The sequence below is a fragment of the Mesorhizobium sp. Cs1299R1N3 genome (assembly GCF_037179625.1).
Lineage (GTDB): Bacteria > Pseudomonadota > Alphaproteobacteria > Rhizobiales > Rhizobiaceae > Mesorhizobium > Mesorhizobium salmacidum.
In genome coordinates this window covers 65436-82854 of record NZ_JAPYKQ010000019.1, presented here as the reverse complement: position 1 = coordinate 82854, position 17419 = coordinate 65436, and the positions used below count along the sequence as shown (strand labels likewise).

The 17419-nt window shown below is 62.6% G+C and carries 19 protein-coding genes; 11 read left to right on the top strand and 8 right to left on the bottom strand.

Features of this window, described 5'->3' with window-relative positions; all coding sequences use genetic code 11:
* Positions 1-84 precede the first annotated feature (84 nt).
* The 3 genes from O7B34_RS27755 to hflX all read left to right on the top strand — a co-directional run bounded on the left by O7B34_RS27755 (position 85) and on the right by hflX (position 2730).
* Positions 85-948, top strand: a complete 864-nt coding sequence (locus tag O7B34_RS27755; RefSeq protein WP_337149008.1) for a D-amino-acid transaminase — start codon at positions 85-87, stop codon at positions 946-948.
* 144 nt (positions 949-1092) lie between these two features.
* Entirely contained in the window at positions 1093-1338 is a 246-nt protein-coding gene (hfq, locus tag O7B34_RS27750; RefSeq protein WP_006202172.1) for an RNA chaperone Hfq, read from the top strand.
* Positions 1339-2730: a GTPase HflX gene (gene hflX, locus O7B34_RS27745; protein ID WP_140768165.1), complete on the top strand. Its 1392-nt coding sequence runs from the start codon at positions 1339-1341 to the stop codon at positions 2728-2730.
* Between the two features lie 62 nt (positions 2731-2792).
* Here the strand turns inward: hflX and mazG are convergent, their stop codons facing one another.
* Together mazG and O7B34_RS27735 are read right to left on the bottom strand one after the other, a co-directional pair.
* A complete protein-coding gene (gene mazG / locus O7B34_RS27740; protein ID WP_337140231.1) occupies positions 2793-3617 on the bottom strand; it encodes a nucleoside triphosphate pyrophosphohydrolase in 825 nt (274 codons plus the stop codon).
* Between the two features lie 89 nt (positions 3618-3706).
* Positions 3707-4891, bottom strand: coding sequence for an amino acid aminotransferase (locus O7B34_RS27735; RefSeq protein ID WP_337149028.1), 1185 nt, complete (start codon positions 4889-4891; stop codon positions 3707-3709).
* Between the two features lie 4 nt (positions 4892-4895).
* Between O7B34_RS27735 and O7B34_RS27730 the strand changes: the two genes are divergently transcribed.
* From O7B34_RS27730 to O7B34_RS27710, 5 genes are all read left to right on the top strand, one after another.
* A complete protein-coding gene (locus O7B34_RS27730; RefSeq protein ID WP_442921008.1) occupies positions 4896-5615 on the top strand; it encodes a histidine phosphatase family protein in 720 nt (239 codons plus the stop codon).
* 94 nt (positions 5616-5709) lie between these two features.
* The gene (locus tag O7B34_RS27725; RefSeq protein ID WP_337149007.1) at positions 5710-6228 is read left to right on the top strand and encodes a sigma-70 family RNA polymerase sigma factor; all 519 of its coding nucleotides are present in this window, start codon (positions 5710-5712) and stop codon (positions 6226-6228) included.
* A complete protein-coding gene (locus O7B34_RS27720; protein ID WP_337149006.1) occupies positions 6225-6998 on the top strand; it encodes an anti-sigma factor family protein in 774 nt (257 codons plus the stop codon). The genes O7B34_RS27725 and O7B34_RS27720 overlap by 4 nt, the downstream gene beginning before the upstream one ends.
* A gap of 24 nt (positions 6999-7022) precedes the next feature.
* Positions 7023-7739, top strand: a complete 717-nt coding sequence (locus O7B34_RS27715; protein ID WP_140505285.1) for a Bax inhibitor-1/YccA family protein — start codon at positions 7023-7025, stop codon at positions 7737-7739.
* Positions 7740-7939: 200 nt separating this feature from the next.
* Entirely contained in the window at positions 7940-8824 is an 885-nt protein-coding gene (locus O7B34_RS27710; RefSeq protein ID WP_337149005.1) for an aldose 1-epimerase family protein, read from the top strand.
* 48 nt (positions 8825-8872) lie between these two features.
* On the opposite strand, the gene O7B34_RS27705 is transcribed toward O7B34_RS27710, so the two are convergent.
* Positions 8873-9784, bottom strand: a complete 912-nt coding sequence (locus O7B34_RS27705; RefSeq protein ID WP_337149004.1) for an agmatinase — start codon at positions 9782-9784, stop codon at positions 8873-8875.
* Positions 9785-10033: 249 nt separating this feature from the next.
* On the opposite strand from O7B34_RS27705, the gene O7B34_RS27700 reads away from it, so the two are divergent.
* From O7B34_RS27700 to O7B34_RS27690, 3 genes are all read left to right on the top strand, one after another.
* The gene (locus tag O7B34_RS27700; protein WP_337149026.1) at positions 10034-10927 is read left to right on the top strand and encodes an alpha/beta fold hydrolase; all 894 of its coding nucleotides are present in this window, start codon (positions 10034-10036) and stop codon (positions 10925-10927) included.
* Between the two features lie 24 nt (positions 10928-10951).
* Complete coding sequence (locus O7B34_RS27695; RefSeq protein ID WP_337149003.1) at positions 10952-11278, top strand: hypothetical protein; 327 nt, start codon at positions 10952-10954, stop codon at positions 11276-11278.
* Between the two features lie 173 nt (positions 11279-11451).
* Positions 11452-12114: an imm11 family protein gene (locus O7B34_RS27690; protein ID WP_337149002.1), complete on the top strand. Its 663-nt coding sequence runs from the start codon at positions 11452-11454 to the stop codon at positions 12112-12114.
* A gap of 220 nt (positions 12115-12334) precedes the next feature.
* On the opposite strand, the gene O7B34_RS27685 is transcribed toward O7B34_RS27690, so the two are convergent.
* From O7B34_RS27685 to tmk, 5 genes are all read right to left on the bottom strand, one after another.
* Entirely contained in the window at positions 12335-13156 is an 822-nt protein-coding gene (locus O7B34_RS27685; protein ID WP_337149001.1) for an MBL fold metallo-hydrolase, read from the bottom strand.
* A complete protein-coding gene (locus O7B34_RS27680; protein WP_337149000.1) occupies positions 13153-13953 on the bottom strand; it encodes a TatD family hydrolase in 801 nt (266 codons plus the stop codon). Before O7B34_RS27680 ends, O7B34_RS27685 begins: the two co-directional genes overlap by 4 nt.
* Positions 13953-15506, bottom strand: coding sequence for a methionine--tRNA ligase (gene metG, locus O7B34_RS27675; RefSeq protein WP_337148999.1), 1554 nt, complete (start codon positions 15504-15506; stop codon positions 13953-13955). Before metG ends, O7B34_RS27680 begins: the two co-directional genes overlap by 1 nt.
* Positions 15507-15647: 141 nt before the next feature.
* Positions 15648-16703: a DNA polymerase III subunit delta' gene (locus tag O7B34_RS27670; protein WP_337148998.1), complete on the bottom strand. Its 1056-nt coding sequence runs from the start codon at positions 16701-16703 to the stop codon at positions 15648-15650.
* A complete protein-coding gene (gene tmk / locus O7B34_RS27665; RefSeq protein ID WP_027142727.1) occupies positions 16700-17374 on the bottom strand; it encodes a dTMP kinase in 675 nt (224 codons plus the stop codon). The genes O7B34_RS27670 and tmk overlap by 4 nt, the downstream gene beginning before the upstream one ends.
* Between the last annotated feature and the right edge of the window lie 45 nt (positions 17375-17419).

Below are 17419 nucleotides of genomic sequence, written 5' to 3'. Positions count from 1 at the left end.
AAGCCGCGCCTGGGCCAAGCATTTGCCGGTTACGGCGGCGGCGGAATCGCATAAGAAAGCCCGAGAATTTTCCAGGGGTCGCCAATGCCGCGCATTGCCTATGTCAACGGGCGCTACATCGCTCATGCCGACGCGTCCGTGCATATCGAGGATCGTGGCTATCAGTTCGCCGATGGCGTCTACGAGGTCTGCGAGGTGGCGCGCGGCTTCATCGTCGACATGCCGCGCCACCTTGCCCGGCTGAACCGCTCACTGACCGAACTGTCGATCGCCTGGCCGGTGACACGCAATGTGTTGCCGCTGATCCTGCGCGAGGTGGTCAACCGCAATCATGTCGTCAACGGTCTGGTCTATGTCCAGGTGACGCGCGGTGTCGCCAGCCGCGATTTCGTTTTTCCGGCGGCGGACACGAAGCCGGCTTTGGTGGTGACCGCCAGGAAGGCGGATCCTGCCGCCGGCACGAAACGGGCTGAGACGGGTATCGCCGTCATCACCGTACCCGAGAACCGCTGGGACCGTGTCGACATCAAGAGCACCGGGCTGCTGCCCAATGTATTGGCCAAGCAGAAGGCCAAGGAGGCCGGCGCTCAGGAAGCCTGGTTCGTGGACACGGATGGCAACGTCAAGGAAGGTGGCTCGTCGAACGCCTGGATCGTTACCAGGGATGGCGTTCTGGTCACCAGGCCGGCCGAACATGGCATTCTGCGCGGAATCACGCGCACCACCATGTTCGAAGTCGCGGCGAAACTTGGCCTGAAGATCGAGGAGCGTGGGTTTTCCGTTGCCGAGGCCAAGACGGCTCGCGAAGCATTCATCAGTTCGGCGACGACTATTGCCATGCCAATCGTGACCATTGACGGTGATCCCATAGCCAATGGGCACCCCGGCTCAATAACACTTTCGTTGCGGCAGGCCTTTTTTGACATTGCGGAAAAAAGTCCAGCCTGATAACCGCACAGGTGGAATGAACATCAATATATCTCGTTCTGCTTGTCGTTACTGACGGCAAGAGGGTGTTTGCGCGCTTGACATGTGCCCGTTAATTTGGCGCATTGGCTGCAAACCGAAGGGGATCGGCGAAAGACAAAAACAATGGCGGAACGATCGCAAAACCTTCAGGACCTGTTCCTGAATTCAGTTCGCAAGAGCAAGAACCCGCTCACCATCTTCCTTATCAACGGCGTGAAGCTGACCGGCGTGGTCACTTCCTTCGACAACTTCTGCGTCCTGTTGCGCCGCGACGGCCACTCCCAGCTCGTCTACAAGCACGCCATTTCCACGATCATGCCGAGCCAGCCGGTTCAGATGTTCGATGGCGAGGAAAGCCAGGGCGCCTGATTGGCACGTGAGAAGGACGCGGACGGCACGGTTCGCGGAAAACCAGCGCATCATCCCGGGACGGAAGCCAAGGGTCCGACCCGGGCCGTTGTCATTGTGCCTGTGCTTACCCGCCAACCGCGTAATGACGATGACACGAGCCGTCCCCGGCTGACGCGCTCGGCCGAGGCGCGCCACGACGAAGCAGTCGGCCTTGCCCGAGCCATCAATCTTGATCTGATCCATACAGCGGTCGTAACCGTCAACGATCCTCGTCCGGCGACGTTGCTCGGCAGCGGCAAGGTCGAGGAGTTCGGTCAAATCGTGAAGGAGGGTCACGCGGAAGTGGTCATTGTCGACCATCCGCTGACCCCGGTGCAGCAGCGCAATCTCGAGAAGGAATTCAACGCCAAGGTGCTGGATCGCACGGGGCTGATCCTGGAGATCTTCGGCGAGCGGGCGCGCACCAAGGAAGGCACGCTGCAGGTCGAGCTTGCCCATCTCAACTATCAGAAGGGCCGCCTGGTGCGCAGTTGGACCCACCTGGAGCGTCAGCGTGGTGGTGCCGGCTTCCTCGGCGGTCCCGGTGAAACGCAGATCGAATCCGATCGGCGTCAGTTGCAGGAAAAGATCATAAAGCTGAAGCATGAGCTGGAAACCGTGCGCCGCACTCGCGACCTGCATCGCGCCAAGCGCAAGAAGGTGCCGTTTCCAGTGGTGGCGATCGTCGGCTACACCAACGCCGGCAAGTCGACGTTGTTCAACAAGCTGACCGGAGCAGGGGTGCTGGCGCAGGACATGCTGTTTGCCACGCTTGATCCCACATTGCGCCGCGTGCGCCTGCCGCATGGAACGCCGATTATCCTTTCCGACACGGTGGGCTTCATCTCGGACCTGCCGACGCATCTGATCGCGGCTTTCCGGGCGACCTTGGAAGAGGTGGTCGAGGCCGATCTCGTCCTCCATCTACGCGATATTTCCGATCCCGATACGGCGGCGCAGGCCGAGGATGTCGAACGCATCCTCGCCGATCTCGGCGTCGACGCCAGCGATACCAAGCGCGTGATCGAAGTCTGGAACAAGATCGACCTGCTGGACGAAGGCAACAGGCAGCGGCTGCTCGCCGACGGCGCCGACGGCAGCAAGGAGCCGCCAATCGCAATATCGGCGGTATCAGGCGAGGGCATCGATGCGCTGAAAGCGATCATCGAAACGCGGATGGCCGGCGAGCTGCAGGATCTGACGGTGACGATCGAGCCGGCCCAGTTCGGGCTTCTCGACTGGCTCTACCGCAATGGTGATGTCGTTTCGCGAACCGATAATGACGACGGCAGCGCCACCATCTCGCTCCAGGCCACGCAAAGCGCCCGTGAAGAGATCGAAAGCCGGTTGCGCCGCAAAAACAACGGCTAACGCACGACAATTCCAGGGAAAGTGTATCGCGGCTTTTCGTCTGGGATTGCCGAGCTATAGGCTTACTTCGCCGTTTTTGCTTCCTGCCAGAGCGCTTCCATTTCCTCCAGGGTAGCTTCCTCTAGCGAGCCGCCTGATTTTTCCAGGGCCTGCTCGACATAGTGAAAGCGCGAGCGGAATTTTTCGTTCGTTCCGCTCAGCGCCGCTTCCGAATCGAGCTTGAGGTGACGGCCGAGATTGACGACGGCAAACAACATGTCGCCGAACTCGTCCTTGATCTCAGCCGTTTCGCCCTTGGCCAGAGCCTCGCGCAGCTCCCCGATCTCTTCTTCGATCTTATCCAGGATGGGAGCAGCCTCGCTCCAGTCGAAGCCGACACGGGCGGCCTTTTCCTGAAGCTTCAAGGCTCGCGTCAAGGCGGGCAGGGCGACCGGAACACTGTCCAGGAATCCCTTGCCATTGTCCTCCGGGTCGAGGCCACGCGCGAGGCGGGCTTGCCGCTTCTCGGCTTTCTCCTGCGCCTTGATCTTCTCCCACATGCCCTTGGCCATGCCGGCGCTGCGAGCCTTCTCGTCGCCAAAGACGTGAGGATGGCGGCGGATCATCTTGGTGGTGATGGCCTGGACCACGTCGGGGAACGCGAATTCACCGGCCTCCTGCGCCATCTGGGCATGATAGACGACCTGCAGCAGGAGGTCGCCAAGCTCGTCGCGCAGGTCGTCGAGATCGCCGCGCGCGATGGCGTCCGCCACTTCATAGGCCTCTTCGATCGTATAGGGGGCGATGGTGGAGAAATTCTGCTCGATGTCCCACGGGCAGCCGGTCTTCGGCGCGCGCAACGCCGCCATGATCTCGATCAGGCGTGAAATGTCTTTCGATGGCGTCATGTAGCGGATGCTACAGCGCGAACCGCCGCGCTGCCAACGCTGTCAGCCGGAGAGGGGACCTTGTCCACAATTGCACCGCATCCGCTTCGTCAGTCGAGCACGGAAACGACCGCCTTGGCGAGGTCATCCATGCCGTCCTCGGGCAGGCCGGCCACGTTGATGCGGCTGTCGCCGACCATGTAGATGGCGTGCTCGGCGCGCAGCCGTTCGACCTGCGCTTCCGTGAGGCCAAGCCGGGAAAACATGCCGCGATGGCTGGCAATGAAGTCGAAGCGGTCGGAATTGGATTGCCGGCGCAGCGTCTCGGCGAATGCGACCCTAAGCCTCAGCATACGCAGGCGCATCTCTTCGAGCTCTGCTTCCCAGTCGGCACGCAGTGTGGCGTCCTCCAGCACGATGCGCACCGCGGCCGCACCATGGTCCGGCGGCATCGAATACATAGCGCGCGCCGCCGACAGCATCTGGCTCATCGCCACGTCTGCCTGCGCGCCGTCCCTGGCCAGGACCATCGCCGCGCCGACACGGTCGCGGTAGACGGCGAAATTCTTCGAGCAGCTCGACGCGACGACCATTTCCGGCACTTTCGCGGCCAGCAGCCGCAAGCCGAGGGCGTCGGCCTCGAGGCCGTCACCAAAGCCCTGATAGGCGATGTCGACAAACGGCAGCAAGCCACGCTCGACGATCAGATCCGTGACGGCCTGCCACTGAGCCGCATCCAGATTGGCGCCGGTCGGGTTGTGGCAGCAGCCATGCAGCAGCACCACGTCGCCGCTGTCGGCCGTCCGCAATGCAGCCAGCATGGCGTCGAAACGAACCGCACCCGAGGCCGCATCGAAATAGGGGTATTCGCGAATCCGCAGGCCGGCGGCACGCATCACCGGCATATGGTTCGGCCAGGTCGGGTCGGAGACCCAGACCGTCGCGTCCGACCGTGTGCGCTTGAGCAGTTCCGCCACCAGCCGCAGCGCGCCGGAGCCGCCGGGCGCCTGTGCCGCACGGATGCGCGACAGGTCCGCACCCGGACCGAAGGCGAGCTTGGCCATCACAGCGTTGAAGCCGGTATCGCCGGCAAGGCCGAGATAGGTCTTGGTATCCTGTCCCTCCAGCAGCCGCTTCTCGGCCTCGCGCACGGCGCGCATGACCGGCGTCTTGCCGTCGCGATCCTTGTAGACGCCGACGCCGAGGTCGACCTTGCCAGGGCGTGGATCGGCGCGATAGAGGCCGATCAGCGCAAGAATTTTGTCGGCGGGAGCTGGCTGCAGGTCTTCGAACATCATTATGGTTCCGTTGGCGCGGCGGAGTGATACGCAAATTGGCCAGGTTTCACCAGAGGTTTCGGTGCGCCGACGTGAAAGGCGGCACCTATTGGTGCAGCTTCCACAAACTTCAGAGAAAGCATGCTCCATGCTCGTCCGTCTGACCATGATCTGCGCCGGCGCCACGGCGGCGACCCGGAAAGGATCGTTTCCTTCGGATGAACCGCTGGAGCCACGATCGCTGACATTGGCAAAGGCGATGCGCGGGACGCTGCGTCGGGCCGACCGTGTGTGGACAGCGCCGGCGCTTCGCGCCTGTCAGACCGCGGAGGCGCTATCGCTGGATGCGTCTGTCGATCCGATGCTGGCAGACCAGAACTACGGTCGATGGGCAGGCAAGAGCTTCGACGAGGTGCAGGCGCTACAGCCGGACGAGATCGCCGCCTGGCGCACGGATCCGAATGTGGCCCCGCATGGTGGTGAATCGCTGGCCGACGTTGCCCAACGGGCCGCTGGATTGATGGATCGATTGATCGCCGAACGTGGTCACACGATCGCCGTGACGCATGCCAGCGTCATCCGCACCGCGATCCTGCATATTCTCAGCGCGCCGCTTGCCGCCAGTTGGAAGATCGACGTCGAGCCGCTGAGCATCACCGATTTTCGCAGCGATGGCCGCAGGTGGATGCTGCGCGCCTGCGGCGTAACAGCTCTCAAACCGGCAAAACCGCTTGGGAGCTGAGACGTGAGCCGCGGCGATATCCTCCAGCAAAGAAAAGTGGCGCCCCCGGGATTAAAACCCCCACATGCTCCGTAAACAGGACATGAAACCGTCGATGCCACGCTTTGATATCATAGGACAGCTCGGGCCGCTGCGACGCTACGCGCGCTCGCTGACGCGCGACGGCGTGGAGGCCGAGGATCTCGTGCATGACGCGCTGGTGCGCGCCTATGAGCGGCGCGGCACCTTCCGCTCCAGCGGCAACCTGCGGGCATGGCTGCTGTCGATCGTCCACAACACCTTCATCGACCGCATGCGTTCGCGCCGCTCGGAAGCGGCACGTCTCGAACAAGCCACATATCTGGCCGACGGCAGCACGCCGGCGCCGCAGGAACACTCCGTGCGCCTGGCGCAGGTGCGCGAAGCCTTTTTCAGCCTGCCGGAAGAGCAGCGCTCGGCGCTGCATCTGGTCGCCATCGAGGGGCTCTCCTACCAGCAGGCCGCCAACGCCAGTGGCGTGCCGCTGGGCACGCTGATGTCGCGTATCGGCCGGGCGCGCGCGGCCTTGCGCCAGATGGAGGAGGCGCCGGCGCGCGGCAAAAATCATCTCAGGATCGTTGGAGGTGACTCATGACCGCTCTTGTCGACCCGGTTACGGACGCCGATCTCGACGCCTATGTCGACGACCAGGTTGATGTCGCCCGCCGCATCGAGGTCGAGGCTTTCCTGTCCGCGCGTCCGGAGGCGGCCGCGCGCGTGATGTCTGATCTGCGCACCCGCGACGAACTGCGCGTGGCGCTGGCCGGCTCCGAGGGCATGGCGCGGCCGGCGACGGCCGATGCGGCGCGGCGGCTGGAGAGGGGACTTGGCCGGGGCCGCATCTTCGGCGTGCTGCAACGCGCCGCGGCGGTCGCCGCCTTCGTTGCCGCCGGCTGGCTGGCCAACGGTATCGTCGGGCCGATGTCGGTGACAAAGGTCGTCGCTTCGCCGCAGCCGCCCGCCTATGTCGACGAGGCTGTACAGGCACACAGGACGACGTTGCTGCGCGAAAACATGCCCTCGCAAACCGAGGCGGCCAATTACAACGCCGGCGAGATCCGCGCCGCCACCGCCATCGTCATGCCGTCGCTGCCGAAGGACTGGAAAGTCCGCGACGTGCAGATCTATCCGTCGCGCTTCGGCCCGAGCGTCGAGATCGCGGTTGAAACGAAGGAGATGGGCCTGGTGTCGCTATTCGCGATCCGGCCGGGCACTTTCGATGTGGTCAAACCGACCGTCGCGCCCTCCGGCGATATCTCCTCGGCCTATTTCCAGATCGGCGATGTCGCCTATGCGGTTGTCGCGAAGAGCGGGGTTCATGATCTCGACCGCACTGCCGAAACGCTCGCCAGAACGCTTTACTGACCCATCCACAAAGGAGACCTCAAAATGAATACGCCCAATCTTGGATACCGCGTGGGCACGGGCGTCCGGACCGGAGCCGTCTATGACGAGGGCCTGCGCCAGCACATGCTGCGCGTCTACAATTATATGGGCCTCGGCCTGGTGGTTACGGGCCTTATCGCCTTGCTGGTGTCGTCGACGCCGGCTCTCTATGTGCCGATCTTTTCCAGCCCGCTGAAATGGGTGGTGATGCTGGCGCCGCTCGCCTTCGTGCTCTTGTTCTCGTTCAAGATGCAGACCATGTCGGCGGCAAGCGCGCAGGCAATGTTCTGGGCCTTCTGTGCCGTCATGGGCCTGTCGCTGGCCTCGGTGTTCCTGGTCTTCACCGGAACCAGCATCGCGCGCACCTTCTTCATCGCCGCGACCATGTTCGGTGCCACCAGCCTCTATGGCTACACGACAAAGCGCGACCTGACCCAGTTCTCGTCCTTCCTGATCATGGGCCTGATCGGCGTGGTGATCGCCAGCATCGTCAACATCTTCCTCGGCTCGACCGCGCTGCAGTTCGCCATCTCGGTGATCGGCATCGCCGTGTTCATCGGCCTGACCGCCTGGGACACGCAGACGATCAAGGAGCAGTATGCGGAGAATTTCGATGCGGAGTCGCGGCAGAAGCTCGCCGTCTTCGGCGCGTTCTCGCTCTATCTGAACTTCATCAACATCTTCCAGTTGCTGCTGAATTTCACCGGCGAGCGGGAATAATCCGAACCGCAGCAGGAAACAGCTGGCATCTTGCCGTGGCCGGAGGGAAACCTCCGGCCACTTTTTCATCTGAGACCGCGCCCGGCCCGTGGCGCCATCGAAGTTCATCGCGACTGTGTGAAATGCTGCGTCCGCCGCCTTGAGTTCACTCCTGGCCATTTGCTAGCCTGCCGGCCACACCAGACGGACCGCGAGGACATATGGAACAGGACAGCCTGACGCTTCATGGCGACGGCATATCGGCGACCATTGCCGGGCAAGGCGCCGAACTGGTTTCGCTAAGGGATGCGCAAGGATTTGAGTTCCTGTGGCAGGCCGGACCGGCCTGGCGGCGCCATTCACCGGTGCTGTTTCCGATCGTCGGCCGGCTGAAGGGCGATCAACTGCGCCATCGCGGTCAGACCTATCCGATGACGCAACACGGCTTCGCCCGCGACAAGCCGTTTATGTGGGCGGAGAGGGGGCCTCGATCCTGCACGCTGGTGCTCACCGATGACGCGGAAACCCGAACCCACTACCCGTTCGCATTTCGCCTGGCCGTGACCTATACACTGGGCGAGGGGCAACTCGACATAGGATTGGAGGTCACCAACTCCGGCGACGAGCCGATGCCGGCCTCGATCGGGGCGCATCCGGCATTCAATTGGCCGCTGCTGCCGGATCTGGCCAAAACGGATTATCGGCTGACCTTTTCCGATGACGAGCCAACACCGATCCGCCGGCTGAAGGATGGCCTGCTCACAGCAACACCGCAGCCGACGCCTGTCAGAGGCAATATCCTCGAGCTCTCCGAACGGCTGTTCGACAAAGACGCCGTGATCCTGGACCGGCCGGCCAGCAACAGGGTTCGCTACGGCGCCGAGACTGGTCCGGCGATCGAGGTCTCATGGCAGGGATTTCAGGAACTGGGCATCTGGTCCAAACCCGGCGGCGCACCGTTCCTGTGCATCGAGCCTTGGCACGGCATGGCCAGCCCGCTGGATTTCGATGGAGAGTTCACCGACAAACCCGGCCTGATGCTGATCGCGCCGGGCGCGAAGCGTTCGCTGAGTTACCGGATCAGGCTGGAGCAGGGGCCTCGGTAAAGTTTCCTGCAGGCTGGACAGGGGCCGTATTCGACCTCAGCTTGGGTTTCAAACCTGCCGGACCACGGCGCCGATGACATTGACGAGGAGGCGCGCGGCGGTCAGCGCCGACAGGCCGTCAATGTCTGCAGGCGGATAGAACTCCACAAGATCGAATCCGGCGATCCTCGCCCGCTTGCCCAAGCCGGCAATGAGATCGATGACCTGGGTATAGGTGAGGCCGCCGGGAGTACGCGCTGCTACGCCCGGCATGATGCTGGGATCGAGGCTGTCAAAGTCCAGGGTGACGACGACCCGCGCTCCCTCCGGGATGTGCCTGAGCGCCGCTTCGACACCCAAGGTGTGGACCTCGCGCGCGGTGACGAAACGGCTGCCATAGTGCCGCGCCGCTTCGATCTCCGTGAGGCGTGCGCTGCCGACACTGCGCAGTCCGACCTGCACCATGCCGGCGACATGCGCCATCTCGCTCGCCCGGCGCATCGGGCTGGAGTAGCCGTGGCGTTCGCCATGCACCTCGTCGCGCCAGTCGATATGGGCGTCGATCTGCAGGATCCAGACAGGCCCGTGATCCGCAAAGCCGGCGAGGAAGGGAATGACCACGGAATCGTCTCCGCCGAGCAGGATGGGCACGGCCGGCAATGACAGGACCTCGCGCGTCTTCGCCACGATCCGGGCGCGGTTGCCGGCATTGTCATGCATGGTGGTCAGGATGTCGCCGGCGTCGACGCAGCAGATCGGCCTGCCGTCGAACAGCGGGCCGCCGAGATCGAAATCCCAATGCTCGATGAGCGCGGCATCACCCTGGCTTGCAACACGGATGGCATCGGCGGCCAAGGCATGGCTGCCGCTGTCTTTGCCGGGATAGGTGCTGCCGTGACCAGCTCCGAAGATCACTGCGCGGGGCGCCGTGCCACCGGCGAGGCGATCGGGCAAGCCCAGAAAGGAAGATCGAGTGGTCATTTCTGATCGCCTTCAGTCCCGCCGACGCATGATGAGCGGATTGGGGCAGGGTAGTTGCTTTGTATGCCGGATTCCATCGTCGAAATCTTGATCCCATGCTGGGCCTGCATTGGGTTCATTCCCGGCGTTCCGGGCCGGGTGACCCTTTCGATCTTTCCTTGACCGCCGTTTGGCACGGAACCTTCCAGCGCGAGCATCGTAAACGACGAGAGGTACTGGAAGCCCAATGCGCTCGTCTTCGAACGCTCTATCGAGGAGGCAAGGTTGCGACACCGCCAAGTGAAAGTTGACGGAAATACCGTTTTCTATCGCGAGGATGGTCCGACCGACGCACCAGTGCTTCTGCTGCCGCACGGCTATCCCTGCTCGTCCTATCAATTTCGAAGGCTGATGCCGGCATTGGCCGATCGCTGGCGTACCTTTGCGCCGGATTTCCCGGGCTTTGGCTACAGCGCGACGCCCGACTTCTCGGCATTCGGCGATGATTTCGATGCCTATGCAGGATTTCTGACGGCTTTCGCGAATACGCTCGGTCTGTCCCGCTATGCGCTCTGGTTGCACGACTACGGGTCGCAGATCGGATTGCGCCACGCCATCGCGCATCCGCAACGCATCACCGCGTTGATCGTCCAGAACGGCGACATCTACGAGGACGTGCTCGGCCCGAAATATGCGGCCATCAAGGCCTATTGGACCGAGAAAACGCCTGAGAAGCATCGTCCGCTGGAGGAGGCGGTGAGCGAGGAGGGTTTCCGGCACGAGTTTATCGGTGAGGTGGCTGACGCCGTGGCCGAGCGAATGCCACCGGATCTATGGAAACTCCACTGGCCGCTGATGAATACGCCGCTGCGTCGGCGGCTGGCCGTGGGCCTGATGGAGAAGCTGGAGGCGAATCTCGACTGGTTCCCGCGATACCAGGCCTATTTGCGCGAAAGACAGCCACCGACGCTCATCGTCTGGGGGCCGGAAGACGGCTACATGCCGGCCGCATCGGCTCGAGCCTACAAACGCGACCTGCCGGGAGCAGAACTCCATCTCATCGAGGGCGCCGGCCACTGGCTTCTGGAAACCCATTTCGATGACGTGCTTCCGCCGGTGCGTGACTTCCTCGCGCGCATCCATCGTTCAGCGCAAGGTTTGTGAAGAAGTGCAAAAGGAGAAGGATCGATGACGACAACGCCGACAATCGCGCGCATTTGGCGCGGCCGCACCCGGGCTGGTGTGGGCGACGCTTACGAAGTCTATTTGAAGGCCGAGGGCATTCCGCCGCTTGAGAAGACCGCGCTGGGCGTCCAGCTGTTTCGCGAAGATCGCGAAGGGGAAAGCTGGTTCACCACCATCTCGTACTGGCCCGACCACGAATCGATGACGGCTTTCACCAAGGGCGAGCCAACCGAGGTCCATCATCTCGACCGCGATCCGGAGTTCCTGATCGAGCTGCCGGAGCGAATCCAGATCCATCGCATCCTGCTCGACCGGCGGAGGCTCCGCTGATCCGATCCGGTCGCGGAAATGGGAACACATGGAGCGTCGCGCGGCACCGCCGCGTCATCTACAATAATATGTTGGGTGCGGGCGGTCCGCCAAACCGGAAGTGTTTGTCTCGATCGACGTGTCTGTATCGGCGGCGCCGTTCGAAATCCGCTGCGAGAGGGTCAGGAGGTCGGGTGAAAATCTATGTTCTGAGTGTAGTGGAGGGGCAGGAATGGGTTCTTCCCCATCAACCCGACGACTACCAGCTATTCGCGACCCTCGGGGCCCGGAGCCAGAAGCGATGGCGTTCGCCCCGGATGAAATTCCTGCGCGAGCAAGACGACGGAACACCCCGGCTGTATTCGGATTTTCCTTGGCTTGGCGAGCATGTGCTCATTCTGAGGGGCACGGCGTTGGGGTCGCTACGGCCGATTCTCGAACCGTATGGCGAATTCCTGCCGCTTCGTGCTGACGAGCCGATATCGCTCTTCAATGTCACCACTGTGGTCGATGCGCTGGATGAAGAACGTTCAGGAATCGTCCGCTTTGACGATGGCGGCATCATGACGATCGAAAACCTCGTCCTTCGGACCGAAGCCATCGCCGGGGCCGAGATATTCAAGCTGCCGGAGCGTGCCGATGGCGTGCGAAGATCCGATATCTATCTGCAAGAAACCATCGTGCGTCAGATTGGAGACCTCGGGCTCAAAGGCATCGCCTTTGAGTTGGCCTGGAACGACGAAACGGTCGGTCGCGACAGGATCGAATACCGCGGCGTGAAGCGGCGTGCGCCTGTCTCATCCGCGAGTTCGCTCAGAAGCTTCTGGGCCGGTCTGCTTCGGAAGGCAGGGCTGTAAAGCAGGATTGCGAGATGGATTCGAGATGCTTCTCACACTGTGACAAAAGTCGCATAAGATAGATTATGGAACTGGTGTATGGGGCGCAGCCCGGGAATTGCTGCGGTTTCGGCCATTGGCGAGCAAACATCGTGAACAGCACCACGCTGGCACTTCACGACCTCGAACTCATGATCGAACAGTCGAAGGGCGGATTGAAAAGCCGACTGAGCCGCTGTCTCTATCGTTCTGACTCGTAAGGGATTTCGATCACCATGCCATCGTAGGCCGGTTCGACATTGTCGGGCGTCTCAGTCATCACGGCGGTGTAGTCGAGCGGCACGTGCATGTGCGTCAGCACGGCGTTGCAAGGCGAAAGCGCCTCGATCCAGTCCAGCGCCTGGCCAAGCGAAAGATGGCTTGGATGCGTGTTGTACTGCAGCGCATCGATGACCAGCATGTCGAGGCCTCTCAGCCGCTCTGTGGTGGTCTTGGGAAAGTCGCTGATATCGGGACAGTAGGCGAGCCCGCCGATACGGAAACCCAGCGAAATGATGTCGCCATGGATCTGGGGCAGCGGCTCGAAGGTGAGGGCACCCCCCTCTCCTTCGATCACAACCGGCCTGGAATGATCGATGATGTGGGCGTCGACGATCGGCGGATAGGAACTGCCTGGCGGCGTCTCGAAGCAATAGCCGAACGCCTGGCGCAGTCGTAGCATGGTCGGCTCGTCGGCATGGATGTCGATGCGATGCCCCTGCTCCTGCACATAGCCGCGCAAATCGTCGATGCCGTGGATGTGGTCGGCATGCGGGTGCGTGTAGAGCACACCATGGATACGCCTGACTGAAGCCATCAGCATCTGCTCTCGGAAATCGGGACCGGTGTCGATGACGACCGTGGTGCGGCCGCCATTGGCAGCGATGCGCTCGACAAGCGCGGCCGTGCGCATGCGCCGGTTCCTGGGATTGGCGGGGTCGCAATTGCCCCAGTCGCCGGTGATGCGCGGCGTGCCTGGCGACGATCCACAGCCGAGAATGGTCAGGCGCAGCCGGTCGCTCATGCCTCGGGCGCCTGCTGGTCCGGACGTGGCATTTTTCCAAACAGCCGAAAGAAGTTATCGGTGGTCACCGCTGCGATTGCAGCCTCGGTGACGCCGATCGTCTCGGCCAGCACCCTGGCGGTCTGCGCGACATAGGCCGGCTCGTTGCGCTTGCCGCGAAACGGCACCGGCGCCAGATATGGAGCATCGGTTTCGACCAGCAGCCGGTCATGCGGCACATCGGCGGCGATGGCGCGCAATTCGATCGAATTCTTGAAGGTCAGGATGCCCGAGAACGACACATAGCCGCCTAATGATACGCCAACCTCGGCGAGCCGCCGTCCCGACGAAAAACAATGCAGGATGAACGGGAAGGCGCCCTTCCCTGTCTCGTCCTCGAGAATGGCGGCCATGTCGTCGTCGGCATCGCGCGAATGGATGACGAGAGGCAGCCCGGTCTCGCGGGCGGCGGCGATATGGGCGCGAAAGCTCCGCGCCTGCGCATCGCGTGGTGCCTTGTCGTAGAAGAAATCGAGCCCCGCTTCACCGATCGCCACCACCTTCGGGTGAGTGGAGAGGCGGACAAGATCGGCGGTGGTGACGTCGGGCTCCTCGGCGGCATTGTGCGGATGGGTGCCGACCGAGCAATAGACTTCGTCGAAAGTCTCTGCGATCTCAAGGATTTGCTGAAACCGCTTCACGCGCGTGGAGATCGTCACCATGCGGCCGATACCGGCCGCCTTGGCGCGGGCGACAATGGCCGCCCGCTCCTCGGCGAAGTCCGGAAAGTCCAGATGACAATGGCTGTCGACGAGCATCAGGCGTTCGCGTCCGTCTGTTCGACATAGCGCGGAAACACGCCCTCTGGCGCAGGCAGCGCCGTGCCGGACACAAGCGCATGGTCGGCGTGGACATGCACGAAATCGCGATTGTCCGCCGGCACCGCCAGCAGGTCGAGCAGCTTGCCGGCCGAGCCCGGAATAAAGGGCTGGCATAGAACGGCCACGCGCCGGACCACTTCGGCCGTCGTCCACAGCACCGTTTCCATGCGTTCCGGATTGGTTTTCTTGAGCGCCCAAGGTTCCTGACCGGCGAAATACCGATCGGCTTCCGCGACCACGCCGAAGATCGCCGCCAGTGCCAGATGGATGCCCTGTTCGACCATTGCCTTGCGCGCGGTGGCGAGAGCGTCGACCGCCTGATCCAGGATCACCTTGTCGGATTCCGCCAGATCGCCGCGCTTCGGCACCACGCCGCCGCAATTCTTGGCGATCATCGACAGCGAGCGCTGTGCCAGATTGCCGAGACCATTGGCCAGATCCGCATTGGTACGGTTGACGATCGCTTCATGGCTGTAGCTGCCGTCCTGTCCGAACGGCACCTCGCGCAGGAAGAAGTACCGCACCTGGTCGAGGCCGTAATGCTCGATCATGGTGAACGGGTCGATGACGTTGCCGACCGATTTCGACATCTTCTCGCCGCGGTTGAACAGGAAGCCGTGGCCAAAGACGCGCTTCGGCAGCGGGATGCCGGCCGACATCAGGAAGGCGGGCCAATAAACCGCGTGGAAGCGTACAATGTCCTTGCCGATGATGTGTGCATCAGCCGGCCAAAACCGCCAATCGTCTGCTTTTTCACCGGGATAGCCGACGCCGGTAATGTAGTTTGTCAGCGCGTCGACCCAGACATACATGACGTGCTTTTCATCGCCAGGTACCGGCACGCCCCAGTCGAATGTGGTGCGCGAGATCGACAGGTCCTTCAGTCCCGACTTGACAAAGCTCATCACCTCGTTGCGGCGCTCGGCCGGACCGATGAAGTCGGGTTGGTTTTCATAAAGCGCGACGAGCTTGTCCTGATAGGCCGACAACCGAAAGAAATAGCTTTCTTCCTCGACCCATTCGACCGGCGTTCCCTGTGGCCCGTAGCGAATATTGTCGGGACGGACCTCGGTCTCTTCCTCGCCGTAATAGGCTTCGTCGCGCACCGAATACCAGCCGGCGTAGCCGCCCTTGTAGACGTCGCCATTGGCGGCCATCGCCTTCCAGATCGCCTGCGAAGCCGCGTAATGCCGCTCCTCGGTGGTGCGGATGAAATCGTCGTTCGAGGCGTTGAGCGCAGTCGCCATGCGCTTGAACTCGGCCGAGTTGCGGTCGGCCAGTTCGCGCGCCGAAATGCCTTCCTTCTTTGCCGTCTGCAGCATCTTGATGCCGTGCTCGTCGGTGCCGGTGAGGAAGAAGACCTGCTTGCCGTCGAGCCTCTGAAAACGGGCAAGCGCGTCGGTGGCGATCAGCTCGTAGGCATGGCCGATATGCGGCTTGCCGTTCGGATAGGAAATCGCGGTCGTGATGTAGAATGTGTCGCGTGACATGAATGAACCGTCATGAATGTCTGAATGGAAGCCGTGGCGGTGGATATCGCATCGGAATGGCGATTGCCATCCCGAGACCAATGCACGCCGCCCAAAAGTGGCTCCTGTTTGGGGGGCCAACGGCATGCACCAAAAAGGCCGTCACATTCGCATTGCAGAATTCAGGCGGTCGATCATGGTCAGGGCGTGCTGCTTCTTGTCGAGATTGTAGGTGTCCGTTTCAGATATAGCGTCCAAGGCCTCGTGCCAAGTATCGGAGAGCGTTTTGGCCCGCTTGAGATCGCCAGCCTGCGCCGCCTGGCTTGCCGCGTCCGACAGAAGGTCCAGCGCCCGGCGGTTGAAGATGTCGAACTGGATCGCCTGGTCTTTGCCCGCGACGGCCTCGGCCAGGCGGTAGGCACCGGCAATATCGCTCTTTCCCGTCGCCACCAGGCCATCGAGCGTCTGCGCGATCTCCAGCCCGCCATACTGCGTCAACAGGATCGCGCTGCGGGCACTCCCCCCTGCCCGCTCGACCAGTGCGGCCCTTGCGGCGGGATCGTCCGGTGGTGGCGGCTCCGCTGTCTCCAGCACCGCCATCAGTTCGTTGGCGTCGAGCGGTGTCAGCCGCACCACCTGGCAGCGCGAACGGATCGTCGGCAGCAGACTGCCCGGCGCATGGACGATGAGAATGAACAGGGTCCGTGCCGGTGGTTCCTCAAGATTCTTCAGCAAGGCATTGGCCGCATTGGCATTCATGTCGTCGGCCGGGTCGACGATCACCACCCGGTAGCTGCCGTCATGCGAAGTCAGCGACAGGAAGCGGCTGACCTTGCGGATTTCGTCGACGGTGACGACGGTTTTGAAGCTCTTGGTCTTGTCGTTCAAGGGGCGGGTCAGATGCAGCACCCCCGGATGCGCACCGGTGGCTATCTGGCGAAACAGCGGCGAGGCCGAATCGGGGACCGCAAGGTTGCCGGGCGCCTGGTCGAAGGCCGGATGCTTCAAAAGGTGGTGGGCAAGATGGAAGGCGAGCGTCGCCTTGCCGATCCCGACCGGCCCGGCGAAGATCAGCGCGTGCGGCAGCTTTCCCGCGCGATAGGCGGCGGCAAGCATGGTGGCGGCCTGCCCGTGCCCGACCAGACGTGGCGTTTCGGAAGGTTCCGGCACACCGTCCAGCGTGTCATGCTGTTCCGGCGCGATGCGTTCGAAGATCATACCGGTGCGACCTGCCTGTTGCGCTCGGGCGCCCTTGCCTCCAGTGCCGCGAACACGGTCGCCGTGACGACATCCTCCACCGTGTCCGGATCGGCGGAGGCATCGACGACGATGCAACGTTCCGGCTCTGCCGCCGCGATCGCCAGGAACGCTTCGCGGCGGGCCTGGTGGATAGCCAGCGTCTCCTTTTCGAAGCGGTCGGCGACGGCATCGCTGCCACGCCGCAATGTCGCGCGCTTCAGGCCCTCGGCCGGGTCGATATCGAAGATCAGCGTCATGTCGGGCATCATGCCGTTGATGGCGACCTGTTCCAGCATCGCCATGAATGCCGGGTCGATCCCGCCTGTAACGCCCTGATAGACACGCGAGGAATCCAGGAAGCGGTCACAAAGCACGATGGAGCCGCGCTCGACCGCCGGCCGGATGACCTGCTCGACATGGTCGGAACGCGCGGCAGCGAAGAGCAGCGCTTCCATCTTCGGCCCGAACGGTTCGGCGGCACCCGAAAGCAGCACATGCCGGACCGCTTCGGCGCCCGGCGAGCCGCCCGGTTCACGCGTGCGCAGGACATCATACTTCTTGGCGCGCATCTTTGTGGCCAGCCGCTCGATCTGTGTCGACTTGCCTGCGCCTTCGCCGCCTTCGAAGGTGATGAAAAATCCGCGCGCCAACCGAGAGGCCTTTATTCCTGTTTGAGTAGATTGTTTGCGCTTTAG